The 16,682-nt window shown below is 35.2% G+C and carries 4 protein-coding genes; all 4 read right to left on the bottom strand.

Annotation, left to right across the window (positions count from 1 at the left end; translation table 11 throughout):
• Positions 1–73: 73 nt before the first annotated feature.
• Positions 74–6,025 carry a T9SS type B sorting domain-containing protein gene (locus HSX10_RS02835; RefSeq protein WP_173586694.1) on the bottom strand — a complete coding sequence of 1,984 codons (5,952 nt, stop codon included), beginning with the start codon at positions 6,023–6,025 and terminating at the stop codon, positions 74–76.
• A 273-nt stretch (positions 6,026–6,298) separates the two neighbouring features.
• Positions 6,299–8,170, bottom strand: a complete 1,872-nt coding sequence (locus HSX10_RS02830) for an OmpA family protein (RefSeq protein WP_173586693.1) — start codon at positions 8,168–8,170, stop codon at positions 6,299–6,301.
• An 18-nt stretch (positions 8,171–8,188) separates the two neighbouring features.
• The gene (locus tag HSX10_RS02825) at positions 8,189–9,124 is read right to left on the bottom strand and encodes a PorP/SprF family type IX secretion system membrane protein (RefSeq protein ID WP_173586692.1); all 936 of its coding nucleotides are present in this window, start codon (positions 9,122–9,124) and stop codon (positions 8,189–8,191) included.
• 125 nt (positions 9,125–9,249) lie between these two features.
• A complete protein-coding gene (locus HSX10_RS02820) occupies positions 9,250–16,536 on the bottom strand; it encodes a choice-of-anchor J domain-containing protein (protein ID WP_173586691.1) in 7,287 nt (2,428 codons plus the stop codon).
• Between the last annotated feature and the right edge of the window lie 146 nt (positions 16,537–16,682).

Genomic DNA, 16,682 nt, shown 5'->3' with positions numbered 1-16,682 from the left:
ATGAATAAAAATAAAAGCTGAATGGATACTAATAACCATTCAGCTTTAATTTTTGTTTAAATTTATCTTGAGTTTATCGTTTTAAACTAAAATGAGCTTTAAATTCTCTACGCACGCCTGTACTTTGTTCATCGTATTCTACAATAAACCAATATCCATCTGTAGGCATTACTTTACCATTATACGTTCCGTCCCAACCATCACCATCTGGATTTAGTTGTTGTAACAACTTACCATATCTATCATAAATATAGATCACCGCACTATCTCCAATACCTTCAATATTCCAAGTATCATTATTCCCATCTCCATTTGGAGTAAAATACAATGGATAATCAAGTACAAATTTAGAAGTTGATCTTAATCCACATCCGTTTCTGTCTCTTGCTGTGATTTCATGATCTCCTGAAGACACGTTACTAAAGATTCCTGAATCTTGCCAAGGACCACCGTCTAAACTGTATTCATAAATTCCGATTCCTATTGCTGTTGCTTCTAATACATGATTATCTGCAAAAGCTTGAGTTAAGAGCTCTATGGTTATACTTGGTGGTTCACTTTCTATAACTTCTGTACTATCAGTGCTAACACAATTGGTCTTTGCAGATGTAAAAATATCAGTAACATCAACGCTATACGTTCCTTCTTCTAATGGAATAATACTTGATTGTGTTTCTCCAACTATTTCTACATTATTAAAATACCATACAAAATTGTAATCTGTAGATGACAAATAAGTATCTAAAACCAAAGGTTCTAAAACCTCTGTATCATTTGTATTTATACAAAGTATATAACTATCTTCTAAATTAAAATCTGGTAAAGAATTGACTTGTAAAGTTAATTCGGCCACAGCATAACAAATTGAACTATCATTTCCTGTCGTTGCATCTGGTGTATCATTATCGACTCTTGCATAAATAACTTGAGGATTTACGGTATTTTCATACAAGGTTGGTAATGGATTCTCCTTTAAATCTGCATCGTATTGAGTCGCATAATACGTAACAATATAATTTGAAGGATCTTGAGTATCTAAAACCTCAATATCTATCGTTGTTAAATCGAATTGTGCACTACCATTGGTATAATCGCCATCAATATCATCATCACACACTTCATACAATATGGGATTGGTATCAGAATTAGCTTGTGCTGCTTCATGAACTTCAATATAAAAACTTTGTGAACTTATAGAACAACCTGTTGTATTATTGGTGATTGTAACAAAAATTTGTTGAGGGTTACTTGTGTTAGTATATAAACCAATTAGATCATTTGTTCCCACTTCTGCATCTAACAAATTTTCATGGTAACTCACGGTAAATTCTGTTGCATCTTGTCCTCCTAAGATTTCTTCGTCTTTTGTTGTTAAGTCAAAACTATCAAAGCCATCGGTAAACAATTCACACTGTATAAAATCTGTAACAGGAACTGCAGTAGGTAATGTATTTAATATTAGTGTAAAATTCCCAATAGTAAAACAACCTGTAATATCATTAGATACACGTACATAAATAACTTGAGATGTACTTAAATTAGAATATTGAGTTGGATCTGGAATCGCAGCAAAGTCATCCTCCGCATTATTATAACTCTCGTAATATGTTGCAGATACATTTGCTTCTCCGTTAAAAAGTAGCGTTTCATTTATAGTTAAATCAAATAACTCTATTTCATCTCCTGTATTATTATTATCACACAAAACAAGATCTGGCATTACATTTGTTGGAGTTGGATTAGGCATAACACGAATGGTTAAAGTCACCATATCTGAACACCCCGTATCTGTATCGGTAACCACAGCAAATAATGTTTGTGGATTAGCTTCTACTATACCAATAGCTGCGTTTGTATACGCTTCTGCATCTACAGCATCAATTTCATCCTGAGCATTCTCTAAAGTTTCATAATAATTAACACTCCAACTTGCCTCTCCTCCTGTGATTTCATCATTTTTAATTGTTAAATCAAATAGCGTAATTCCATCAGCAACTTCATCATCACATATTTCTAGAGGTGTTGGTTGAATGGCTTCAGGAGGGAGTGACACACTAATTTCGAATGAACCTGTATCAAAACAATCACTATTATCATTCTCTAAACGCACGTAAATAATTTGTGGATTTATAGAGTTGGTATAATTCCCTGTATTAGATATAGGATTATTTCCTGTTAAAGCATCAGCCTCGCTAATATGATATGTTAAGGTAACATTGGTATGACTTCCTATTATTTCTGAATCTTTTGTAGTTAAATTAAACTGTGTAATACCATTTGAATCTGAATCACAATTGACAAAATCAGTTATAGATGTTAGAATTTGTGGTGTTTCTAAAACACGAATAGTTAAAGTTTTAGATGTATTATAACACCCTGTAATTGTATTTGTGGCTCTAACATAAAGCGTTTGCTCATTAGTAACAATATTAGTATATGGACTTACAAAAGTGTTAATACCAGAATTTGCATCCGCTAAGGTTTCGTGATAAGTAATGGCAATATTTAACTCATTACCTATAATTTCAACCGTTCTATCTTCTAAGTTAAAACTAGCAAATCCGTCTGTATCATCATCACAAACTTCTAAATCTGTTGGTGTTGTTGGAGATGGAATTGGACTAACTCTTAAAGTTAATAATGATGTATTTGTACACCTTGTAGTGACATTAGTTCCTACTACAATTACAGTTTGTGGGTTAGAAATATTGGCATAAGAACCTACTATTGGATTGTTAGTATCTACATCGTTTTGAGTTTCAAAGAAAGCTAAACTAATTCCCGATTGTCCATTTAATATTTCCCCTGAAGCGTCCTCTAAAGTAAATTCTTCTACTTCATCACCTGGATTATTATCATCACAAAGAATTAATGGTTCTGCTTGTACTAATACAGGTATGGAATTTACTATTAACTCTAAAGTTGTTAACTTATAACAACCAGACACATTATCTTCTACACGAATCCATAATGTTTGATTAAAAGCCGTAGTATTTGTGTAACTAACTAAATTAAGAATCGGGTTCAATGCTAAATCAGCATTAGTTTCGTCTGTATAAAACGTAACAGTATACAACGTAGAATCTGCTAAACTCTGTAAAATTTCTACTCTCTTACTTGTTAAATCAAACTGAGCATATCCATCTGCTGAAATATCATCACAGACTTCAAAAGGTTCTGGTGCTGTTGTTCCTAATTGAGGAGTTGGATTTACAATAAGCTCTAAAGGAACAATAGAATCGCAATCTGTAAGTATAGTAGAACTCTCAACACGCGCATAAAGGATTTGTGAATTTAGTACAATATTATCGTAAGGACTCGTTACTGCATTCACATTATTATCTGCATCTGCCATGGTTTCATGGTAACTTACCGTTAGCGTTGCATCACCACCTGTAATCTCATTATCTTTGCTTGCTAAATCAAAAACACCAAAACCATCACTATCTGGATCGCAATATTCTAAAGCTGTAGGACTATTAGCAACAGGGGCTTGTGCTACAATTAACTCTAAATCTGTAGTAGAATAACAACCTGTATTTATATCATTTACACGGGCTACTATAATTTGACCACTAAAAATATTAGTATAAAGGATGGGTAAGGGATTGGTTTCTGATTCTGCATCATTTAAATCTAAATAATAATTTATAGAATAATTAGGATTACTCCCCGTAATTTCTACATTTTTAACACTTAAATCTATTTCTGTTGAACCATCTGGCGTACCATCATCACAGACTTCTAATGGTGTTGGATTCACTAATACTGGTAAAGGATTCACCTCTAAAGTTAATGTCGTGATTTCATAACAATCTATATTAAAATTATTTTCAGCACGAATATATATGGTTTGAGAACTGCTTGTGTTTGTATAAAGATTTGGTAATTCATCAATTCCATCTTCGGCATTAGACATCGTATAGTGATAACTTACCGTAACATCTATAGTTCCACCTAAAAGTAACGGTGTTTGAGACTCTAAATCGAATTGTGTAAATCCATCATTTACAGCATCGTCACACATTTCAAAAGGTGGTAATGTATTCATTATTGGTGTATCAAACACTTCTAAATTTAAACTTGAAATATTATAACAGTCTGTTCCGTCAGTATCCACACGAACATGAATCGTTTGGTTATAAGCTGATGTATTTTGAAATACTGTTGGATCACTTATTTCTGGAGTACCCGCTTCCGCTTCAGCTTGCGATATGTAATAAGAGACTTCCACCGGTTGTGTGTTTCCTGCAATAATATCAGCTTCGGCTTGTGTTAAATCGAACGTTCCAAAACCTTGACTATTGGCATCACAACTTTGCAATGCTGGAACTGTATTCGCAATAGGTGCACCAACCACTTCAAGATTAAGAGTTGTATAGTCTACACAACCTAGATCCGTTTCTACACGTACATAAATCGTTTGATTTGCAGACGTACTGTCATAAGGAGAGACCAATGCAGTTAGTGGGTTTCCAGCTTCAGCTAAAACTTGAGTTTCATAATATGTTACACTTACATTAGGTTCGTTGTTAGAAATCTCTGCACTTTCTAATTCTAAATTAAATTCCGCTGAATTAGGGTTTACTCCATCATTACAAATTAATAAAGGACTTGGAGCTATAACTGTTGGTGATGGATTAACTACAATTGTTTCTGTAATATTCAGTGCAAGTACACAATTTGGAGGTAATGGATTTGTTACTGATATAATTTCCACCTCAGTATCTGCAAGTAAACCAGGTAAGGTTAACGTGTAATCACCAGATGCATCTAAATCAAATGTTTGATTTGCTCCACCATCAATTGTGTACGTAATTGTTGCATTAGGATCACCAGAAAACTCTAACTCTCCATCTTCACCTTCACAAATAGGAGTATTATTAACTATTGTTGGTGTTGAATTTGAAGATACCGTTATAGATTCTGAGTCTGACAAAATATTGGAGCAGATTAACACTCCTGAATCATTTAAGATTTGTGCTTCTTCTAAAGTTAAAACAAAATCATCTGAAGGTGATTCAGTAATAGTTCCTATACCTGATGCATCTAATAAAATCTGTTCTGACGTTCCTCCGTCAATAGTGTAAAAAACAGTCGTATTTGGTGAGCCTGAAATTGTAAATGTGACGTCTTCATCTTCACATAATGCATTACTCGAAGCAGATAATGTGGCTTCAGGAATTTCAGAAACTATTAAATCAAAATCTATTAAAGAATAACAATCTGATCCTGATATTACTTTAGCATATATCGTTTGAGGATTAGAGGTATTAGAATAAATGATAGGCAAAGGATTGACACCATCTGTAGCATCGGCTAAATTGGCATAATACTCAACCGTTTCATTTGCTAAATCATTACTTATACTACTACTTAAGCTAATTAATGGAAAAACACCTGTAGGAACTCCTCCAATAACACTATTACTACACGCTATTTGATCATCAATTTCATTAGGTTCTGGCGGTGTCGGAAATGCTCCAGTTCCGTCCATAGCTGTACCTGTCCATTCTATTTGAAAACCACCATCTCCTTCAGGTCTATCAACAACAATATAATAGGATTCTCCTGCATTTACATTTAACCAATATACATAACCATTACCATTTGGTCCTGGTCCTGTTTGTGTTAGTGTTGTACTTCCGTTAATTCCTGTATGATTATTAGCAAGACCTGCGGCATTAGGATTGGTTGTAGAGCAACGAATAGGATTCTGAAGATTAGAACAAACACTGTTGGGACCAAACACCCAAAAATCATAATCCACCATAATATCAGGATCGGTTGGAATTAAATCAAAACCTAAAGTTCCGGATTGTACAATATTAACCTCTAACCAAAGTGAATTATGTTCATTACCGCCACATGACGTAATTTCATAATCATTGCCATATCCTGTTGCATTCGAAGAAAAGTTACCATTACCACACACCGTAATAGCATTTATACAATCATTTGGTTCTTGGGCGTTAACCTGAAAGAAAAATATACTAAAAACTATTAAAAATAAATACCTATTCATTTGAATTCTTTGTAAAAAACATTAATAATCAGAAATTTACACACTTGTGAGATTTGATTATATCTATTTAACTTTATAAGCAATTGTTAATTGTTTGTAAAAAATAAAGTTTTACTTAACCATAATAAAACATTTATATTCTATAATTACCTACCTAAAAAAAGTTAACAGTCAAGCTAATAATTAGTATAGCTTGACTGTAAATTGAATTTTGTTATTAATCGCTCTACTATGCTTTAGTTTATTACTAACAATTAAAACAATTGGCTTTAATTAATCCTTCACAATCAAAAACTCAGAGCGTCTGTTTTGTGCGTCTTCATCTTCTGTGCAGTTAGATTCACAATCGATTTTTGGTGATGTTGCTCCCATACCTTTTGCGGACAATCTATCTTTACTGATGCCTTTTGATATCACATACTGCATCGTAGATTGGGCACGTCTTTCGGACAATTTTAAATTGTAATCTGCTTGACCTTTTGAATCTGTATGTGATCTCACCATGATTTTCATCTCTGGATAATCCTTCATAATTTCTACAAATTTATCTAATTCTAAGGCTCCTTGATTGGTAATATTACTCTCATTGAACTCAAAATAAATGTTATTTAACTTGACTTCAGTCTCTGTAATCATTTCGTTTATGGGTTTTAAATCCGCATGGACTGTAACATCCTCACCTTCTGAAGCTGCTACTTTAAACGATGCCGTTTCATAGCCATCTTTTGAAACAGTAATGCTGTATTCATTTTCACAACTCAAATTAAAACTTGCAGTACCTATAGCAGTGGTAGTTTGAGTTGCTATGGTATTGTTTTGAGCATCTAAAATGGTAACTTCAACTCCTGAAAGTATCGTATTTGTAATTTGGTCTTTTACAAGCGCGATAGCTTCAAACTGACATATAGGAATAGCCTGATAAATTTGATCTACTCCTGTTTTATTTGATGTAAAATAGCCGATTTTTAAAGTGGTATTAACACTAAAAGCAAAATCGTCTCTAGTAGTGTTAATTGCGTTTCCCAAGTTTACGGAAGTCTCATTGGTTTTTAAATCGTATTTAAAAATGTCCAAGCCTCCAAAACCTTGTTTTCCGCTTGATGCAAAATATAATATATTATCTTCACTGATGTACGGAAAGCCTTCTTTGCCTGAGGTATTCACTTTGGGACCTAAATTCACTGGGTCTCCATAACTGTTACCATTTATACTGATCTTCCAAATATCTGAGTCTCCTAGTCCATTAGGCATATTAGAGGCAAAATACAACGTTTTTCCATCACTACTAATACTTGGATGACTGACCGTATAGTCTATGCTATTGATTGGTAAGGCTTCGATGTTACCCCATTTTCCATCAACTAACGTCGCTTTATAAATACCTTGCTGTGCTAGTTTGACCCGTTTGTTTTTTAGCTTTTTAAAGGTACCATCACTATGACCATCTCGTGAGAAGTACATCGTTTTGCCATCAGCACTTATCGTTAAAGGACCATCATGGTAGATTGTATTTAATTCACTGACCTCTTCTGGTGTTGATAAATCACCTTTTTCATCTCTAATGGATTGGTAAATATCTAGATATGGCTGGTTGGTCCAGGCATCTTCTTTACCTGACGTTTTTCTTGTACTTACAAAGTATAAAATATTATCATTAGATAATACCGCTCCAAAATCACTGTGCTCTGCATCATTTATTGTAATATCTTCAACTTCAAATGTTTTGGTGATATCGGCTAATTCTGGAATGTAGTTCGGGTTTGCTAAATGCGCTTTGGCACGTTGGTCGTTTGGTGCCAATTTTGCAAATTCATCCATTTGTGCATTCGCCTGGTCGTAGTTGCCTTCAGACTTTAAAACTTGGGCATATCGAAAATACGTTTCCGCATCTTGTGTCGTTTCTAAAGCTTTTTTATACCAGATTGAAGCTTCCTTGATGTTAAACAAATGGTAATAACTATCAGCGAGTTGCTTATACACATAAGCATCTGCTTCATTATCGTCAACCACTTTTAGATACGCATCTATCGCATCTACATATTGATAGCCTTGGTAAAGCTTATCCGCTTTTTCGGTTTGTTTATTTTGTCCGTAGCCTAAAGTTACAAGTAAAAATAAGCTGAAAAGACTGTATATTTTTTTCATTTTAAAACGTTTATTTTGTTAGAAAAATCTTGGTGAAATGGATACTTTTTTAGAGAAATTTAGGTCGAATAACAACATAATCTCATGGGAACCTGAAGACTTTATATTTAAATCTGAGGTTGTGTAATCATAAGCATAGCCAATTCTAATCTCTGGGGTTACCGCAAAATTGGCCATCGCTCCTACTGAGTCGTCTAAACGATAGGTCGCTCCCACTTCAAACTTGTCATAAAACAAAAAGTTTGCTGAGACATCTATTGAGGTAGGCGCTTCAAAAGCAGATTTCATTAAGAACGACGGTTTAAATTTTGTATTGGCTGACAGATCGAACACATAACCTGCGGATAAAAAATAATGTAATACTTCTGATCCGTATTCATATTGCTGACCGTTATTAGTCACATCTAAATAGGTACTCTTTAACATGTTTGGTACCGATAAAGACACATAATACTTGTCTGTATAATAAAAGGCTCCGGCTCCAATGTTTAGATAGGTATTGCTGGTGTTTTGGCTAAAAGCTTCATCACTGGCGTCTGGCACATAGCCATTACCGATATCACTAAACAAACCGATATTTTGGAATGTGGCTCCTCCTTTTATCCCGAAGGCTAAACGCTGTTCTCCTCCTAAATTTAAGGTATATGAGAAATCGGCATACACGTTATTTTCTTCTACGGGTCCTATCTTATCTGAGATGACCGATAATCCCAATCCTACATTTTTACCTACTGGACTGTGCAGCGAAAGGGTTGCTGTTTTTGGTGCATCTATAATACCAACCCATTGCGAGCGGTACAGTAATCCTATGGACAAAGCTTCATTAGAACCTGCATAAGCTGGATTTACCACATTCATATTATACATATACTGTGTATATTGAGGGTCTTGCTGTGCGCTGACACTCACTAAGATCATAAGTGTAAAGGCGATTGTAAAATATACTTTTTTCATTTGGTTACATCTATTTTTTTCAATTGACAAATGGAATATCCTTAAATAATTAGTTCTTAATATGACTATAAGTTTATACAAGAATATTTCATCTCTATTTTATAGTGCTCTGTTTTCATTTATGATTATTGTGCTCTGTTGATAAATACCCAACCGGTTAATGAACTGCCATCCTCTTTATGAATAGTATAGAAATACGTGCCATCTGGTAAATCGTCTCCTTTGTTGGTTTGTCCATACCATTGGTTAGTGTACGTACCATTAAAGTTATAAACCTCTACTCCATGACGGTTAAAGATGTTTAACTCTTTAACTCCATAGCCTGATAAATCGAACGTATCGTTTTTACCGTTGCCATCTGGTGAAATACCTCTTGGAATATCGCGACATGATAGTCGCTCGGTCGTGTAGCTCGTGGTTACAGAACAACCTCCAAAATCTACGGTTACTGAAAATTGTAAGGGTACGGTGACCTCTGGGTTTTGACTCGCATAATCCGAAACATTAAATACTTCTGAATTTTGACCTACAACGTTGCCGTTGGCATCCATCCAAGTATAAATAGCTTCATTGGTTTCAAAAGAATTATTTATTGGTGAGGCTGTAAGGATATAATCTGAATCATTACACTCTCCTTCGACTCTAACTTCGATCGCATCTAAAATGGTGATGTTAAATGTGCTCGTACTATTTTCTATACAGCTGGAAACATCTTCTGCGATTTCATAAGTCACATTATAATTCCCTAAAGTACTTGAGGCCACATTGATTTCTCCTGTGGTTGTGTTTATAGATAAACCACTTTCTGCACTAAATGTGCCTCCTGTGGCAAATCCGGCGACAAGTTCTGGCAAAATAGAGCTACTATCGGCACAATAAATATCTTCTACATAACTGAAGTCCGTTACTGGTGTGGTACTTGCTGTAATTTCTATTGTGGTGGTTGTTAAACCTGTATCTGAACAGTTAGCCTCATCAGCTTCGACAGTGTAAGTCACCTCATGACTTCCTGCTGTTGCTGTAGATAAATCAATAGCTCCTGTATTGGCATCAACCGTTAAGGTTGTTGAACTATATACACCACCTATTGTAAATCCTGAAGAAACATTCGGTAATACCGTTGATGTTTCTAATTCACAATAAGGTGATGATCCATAGTCAAACGTTGTTACAGGGGTTGTAGCAGCTATTAAATTTAGTGTTGCGGTATAAGCTCCGGCAGAAGTACATGTTTCTGTATCTCCATCGTAGGTATATATAATGTCATGTTCTCCTGCTGTGGCTGATGTCATATCTACAGCACCTGTGGTTGCATCTACCGTTAAAGTTGCTGATGTGAAGGTCCCGCCTGTGGCAAAATTTGTACTTAAACTTGGCACTGGATTTACTGTTGAAACCACACATACATCTTCGTAAGTAAATGTGAGTTCTGGTGTAAATGAATCGCTCACTACCACTTCGATTTCTGCTCGTGGGCCTTCACAACCTTCTGTATCTACATAAGCAGCATAATAGGATGTGGTGTTTACCACTGAGGTATCTGGTGTTGGTGCCGTTGCACTTCCTGTACCTCCGGTTGATTGTGTGAACCACATTAAACTGTATGTATCTGAAGGTGTAGCTGTAAGTTGTGCGCCGGTATCATTTAAACAATACTCAACTGGACTCGTAACTTCTGGTGTGTCAGAAATGCCGTTGTACGTGATTTCTATATCGTATGAACAGTAAGACGTTTGCCATGTAAAAATATAAACTCCTGGTTGTACAAAATTAGTTATAGACGTTGATCTACTATCAGAGTCTGTTATTGTAACTGACCCTGGATTAGTTTCACTTGGAATCCATGTTCCTACTCCATTGGCTTCTACATTAGCAATAACATTGTCACAGTCTACCACAAATGGTTCTGTAATAATGGTATTGTTTGCCGTAAAACTAACAGCATCTAATATATTCCCTATGACATTATCACCCACAGCTCTAAAAACAAATCGGGTTACATCCTGACCTTCTGGAACTTCATATTCACCTGAGATAAGTGTCCAAGCTTGGACTTCTGCTAAATTTTCACTGATGAGCGTGTAAGGTCCACCTGGAGAACCTGCTAATAATTGTACTATACTATTCTCAGCTCTTGCAAGGTGTGCATAACTAAAATCATATAACGTTATTTCTGATGTATCAAAATCTCTATAGTACCCTCTAACATTTGGATCTTCAGGATCTATAGGTTCATTTTCATCTGATAGTAATTGCACACATTGACTGCCTTCATAAGCTTCAAAACCAGGTGCATTTAATCCTTCCCATATAAAAATCGCTTGCCAATCTATACTTGATCTCCAACCTGGCATAGGCTCAATAGCAGCTATTGAAGTAATACCACTTAGATAATCTAAACCAGGTTCTTCAAAACCACCATTAACCGTTTCAACATCACAAAGATCTAAAGGCGTTCTTAAACAAACTTGAAATCTACGATCATTAGGCTCTGAACTATTTAATGTTAATCTTAATTTATAATTTTCACCAACAACTAACTCTGAAGCGTACATTGCCACTAAAACTTTATCATAAGTACAAGCTATTTCTTGCAGACTGCCACCATTGTCTTTGTAAAGTGTCATTGTAACGACAGGATAAGGCATATCTCCACTAGTATCATAAAAGTTTCCAGTAAATCCATTGACTTCAATAATATGTACTAGTGATTCAGCCGTAAAATCAAACCAAACATCACCACCATTTGTTCCATCACAACTCATGGTTTCAGATGATACTGTTGCATCAACAAATGAGACCTCCGTGACTTTAAGATCACAAGATTCATCTGAATTTATAGGTAGGGTAATCGCTGTTGTCACATCATCATTTCTTACAAAATCGAAAGGACCTGACCAATAACTTTCACCTTCAGCACTACAAACTGCTCTTACAAAATACTCATAAGTCGCAGCATTAGGATCATTAAAATCTGCAGCGGTTGGTGTATACGAATTTGTTGAAACAATGGTTCCTGATTCTGGTAATGTTCCATTTTCAATAGATTGAATAGCAACCTCCCACTCTGTTTCACTGCCTCCAGGAGTCCAAGTCATCACATTTGTATCGCTAATCGCTAAATCAGTAGGTTGTGGACAAGAAATTACACCACAAATTGCTGTACCTTCATAAACGGTTCTTCTTAGCGGAATATTTAAAGGACTTAGGTATACTGAAACTCCTTCGCTATTTAAAATTTCAAATTGGTAATTTTCATATTGTGATTGAGCACTTCCTAAAGTACCAAAGAATACTGAAAATTCAACACCTGAACATAAAAAGACCGTAAACTCTTCGGCATCTTCTCCATTAAATGGCAATGATTGTGTTACTTGATTATTTTGAGTGATATCTAGTGATGCAGATATACTCCAATCACTAGTTAGTATAAAGGTATATTGACACAAGTTATCGAAACTACATTTTGTGGTCAAGATTTCTGGTGCTGTCCACTCGCCATTATTTCCATCACAAACTGCTCTAATGTAAATATCATACATTGTTGAAGCCTCTAACCCTGTAATTGTAAACGGATTTGTTGAAGCATTATATAAATAAGCTGGATCCGTATCTCCAACAGGAGCCGGAGTTCCTGATGGTTGCACTGAAATTTCCCATTCTGTTTCATCACCATTTACATCCCAGCCTACTTCCACTTCTGTATCTGTAATGTTGTTTAATGTTACATTTGAAGGCTGTGCACATTCTGGAACATCTTCAATATTCACATTATCTATGGCTAATACATAACCACGATATCCTGCAGGACTAGGTGGAAAATACGGCACATGGAATGCTATATTTATATCACCACTTACACCTTCTGGAAAGTTTATTATTTTAACTCTATATTCCTCATTACTAATTATTACAGGGTCATCATCGGAATCATATAAAACTGTTGTAAATTCATCCAAACCTGTTCCATTGGTAGACAATAAAACTTCTAAATCTTCAATATAATAGACACTAGCTGCTCTATAATAGAATCGTAAACGTTGATTTTCAGTAATTGAAATTGTTGGAGAAATCAACCAATCGTCACTGCTTCCATTTGTAGTTGTAGTAACGGCTGCAGATTGATTTCCTTCGTAAGGAAATACCGAACTATTTAATTGCCAAAAGTAATAGTCTTGATTGTTATTTACTACTTGCCAACAGTCAGCTGAGTCAGAATCTGTATTGAAGGTTTCTACAAAAGGGCTTGGAAACGACGTACATAATGTTCTAAACTGCATTGGCCCAATCCAATCGCTAGTACCATCACCACAATCAGACATAACATAAAATTCATATTCAGTATCCGGCATTAAATCGGTTGCCAAATAACTAGTTGTTTCAACAGCTGTTCCATCTTCAGTTGGTACACCAGATCCTGCTGATTGTACAACAATATTCCAAGCTGTTTCATCATACCCAAGAGACCACGATAAATCTGCTGTAGTTTCTGTCGTTGTATTTACAACTAAATCAGATGGATTAACACAAGCTGGAGCGTCAGTTATACTCACATCGTCTATACTTAGCATAGACCAAATTCCTGTAAATTCTGGAGGCACTCTAAATGCAAAGTAAACCGTTCCGGTACCTTCTACAATTATCGTTTTTTCTTCATACGTACTATTAGATATGATTTCTAAGGGTGAAATCACTGAAAAACTACCTGGACTTGTGTTTGTTGTAGACATTAATACCTCTAAACCAAAACGTGTTGCACTAGAAAATAATGAAAAATCTGCTCTAACATTAAATTTTAAGGCTTTTGGAGTCCCATCTAAATTTATAGCTGGTGAAATTAAATAGTCATTAAAACTCGTTGGAGGTGTAAATATGGATGTTTGCATAACGGCATGATAATCATCAATCATCCATGCTGTTCCATCATTATTGGCATCTGTAATTTTCCAACAGAATTTTTGAGTATCTAAATCTTCATCATCAAAACTTTCATAAAACGGCGTGTCATAAGACGTACATAAGGTTGTAAATGTAATTGGCCCAACCCACTGACTTTGGTCATCCTCTGCACAAACAGCTCTTACGTAAAATTCATATCTATTACCAGACTCTAAATCATTTGCCATATATGGAAAATTACTTGAGGTAATAATTCCTAATTCGGTAGGCAAACCTGAATTTAAATCTTGAATAGCGACTTCCCATTCCGTTTCTTCATCACCAGGGTTCCAAAATAACCAAGCCGAATCGTCTGTAATTTGAAGTACGAATGGGTTTAAAGGATCTGGACAAGTGGGTTTATCTTCAATATTTACATCATCGATAGTAAATCTTAAAGCTGTTTCGGTTGTATTAGGTTCAACAATCCACGCAATATTAACTTCGCCCACAATGTCTTCGGGTAAATCCACAATGATTTCTTGAAAACTTGTATTGTTAATTGTTGTTGCTGGTAACACTACAGTAGTAAAATCATCTACACCTACACCTGTTGTAGATAATTTTACGGTATATGTTGATGCTCCTTGTGTTGATCTATGTTTATAGCGTATACGTTTTGGTGTACCGTCAAAATTCATTCGTGGAGACACGTACATATCGTTATTTTCATAGCGTGCGCTTTCAGTTCGAACGGTAGCCCATCCACCAATAAAATTCCAAGTAACACCATCACCATTAGCATCAATAGTAGTCCAACAAGGCTCCGGATTTTCGTCCGTAGCATTATTAAAATCTGTAAAATAAGGAAGATCAAACGACGTACACTGCGTTGTAAATACACTTGGATTACTCCAATCACCAGGTGTGCCATCGCATATAGATCTCACATAAAAATCGTATGTTGTAGCAGTTGTCAATCCTGTATTAATAAGATTCCCAATATTTGAATTCGTTGGAGTACCAGCACCTGTTGGCTCACCAGCACCTGTAGGAACAACAACATACTCCCAAGTATCTGCAAAACCACCAATATTATCCCAAGAAAACTCTACACTGTTTTCTGTTAAACCGTTGTAAGTAAAATCAGCTGGTGGTGCACATGTGCCTCCAGAAATTTCTAATTCAAAACACATACCTGCTCCAGATGAAAATAAGGTAGAGACTACAATAACATAAGTTTCACCTGCTTCTACAAATAAATTATCTATAGATTTTGGTTCGAAACCATTAGTCGTATTTACACCTGCAATACAATTAACACCAACAGAGGCACAGCTATCATATACGAGAAGGGTACTGAGCGCATTATAACAGTTATTTGATTGGTCACCTCCGTCAAAAGTAGTTTGAGTCAATGATATTAATTCATCTTGTGTCGGAGTATATGTAAAAAACACTTTATCTCCATTTAAATAATTTGTTGAACTAGCACCCGATATACAATTAGAACCTTGTGTCGTGTAGCTTACATCTGGATTTGCCCAATTAGCTAAATTGTCTGTAAAAATATAAGGCGTTGATGAAATATTTGGAATACTAATAGGAGTGTCACAGGACAGACCATATTTTAGAGTTTCAAACGTATATGGTCCCGTAAAAGCGCTCTGTGTATCGTTATCACAAACAGCAGCGATATAAATATCAAATTCAGTTTCAGGGTCAAGATTCATTAAAGCATAACTTGTTCCTGTTACAGGAATACCACTATCTGCTGGAACACCTCCTGTTGGAAGAATTTGAATTTCAAAATTAGTTGCGGTTGGATGCGTCCAACTAACCTCCGCAGTATCTACCGTTATGGCATCAATTGTTACAGTATCATCTATGACTTCGATACAACCTTCTAAGATAGAAAACTCATCTACAAACCATTCATCACCAGTTGGTGTTGCTCCATTTTGAGTGTTTATAGTTACAAATGCTATATATATTTCTAATCCAGCCGGAATTGAAGTCGGTATCTCTACGACCTTTTTTTCATAAGATGTTTGACTACCTATATTTAAGGTAGATTCTGTATATGATTGAAGAGGAATATTAAATCCATTTATATCGGGTTGTGCTGCCGTAGAAAGTCTAATTTCATATTGCGCTCCATTATCTGCTTCATTAGACTGTTTTGTATAGAATTGAATTTCCCCATTTTCTGGAATAGTAATTTGCGGTGTAATCAAAAAATACTGAGCTGTATTTTGATCACCTATATTATCTGAACTCGGATTTATTGAAACACCATTTGTACTTAAATAGCCGTCGGTAGTTGTACTCCAACCAACAGCACCAACTCCATTTCCAATGAGTGTCCATGTTGCAGGAATACCGCTATCAAAAGTTTCATTTAATTGCGCAAATCCTTTTACTGAAATTAATAAAAATAATGTAAAGGCAAAACGGAAATTTCTTTTTTTAAACATTGCAATCGAAGAAAAGCTGGATTCTCTTGCAACTGACTTTTGTAATTTGTTTCTCATGTTAAATCAATTTCAGAATTAATAATTCAATGCTAAATATATATTAATATGATTAATACATATAGCTTAAGTCTTTATTTTTTCCCGAAATCTAACAGCCAAAATAAATGCATAAAAACATGATTTACAATGCCTTAAGACAATAT

It is taken from the genome of Winogradskyella undariae (genome assembly GCF_013285155.1).
In the GTDB taxonomy this organism is placed as follows: domain Bacteria; phylum Bacteroidota; class Bacteroidia; order Flavobacteriales; family Flavobacteriaceae; genus Winogradskyella; species Winogradskyella undariae.
The sequence above is the reverse complement of the archived record's forward strand: the minus strand, read 5'-3'. Positions and strand labels throughout refer to the sequence as shown.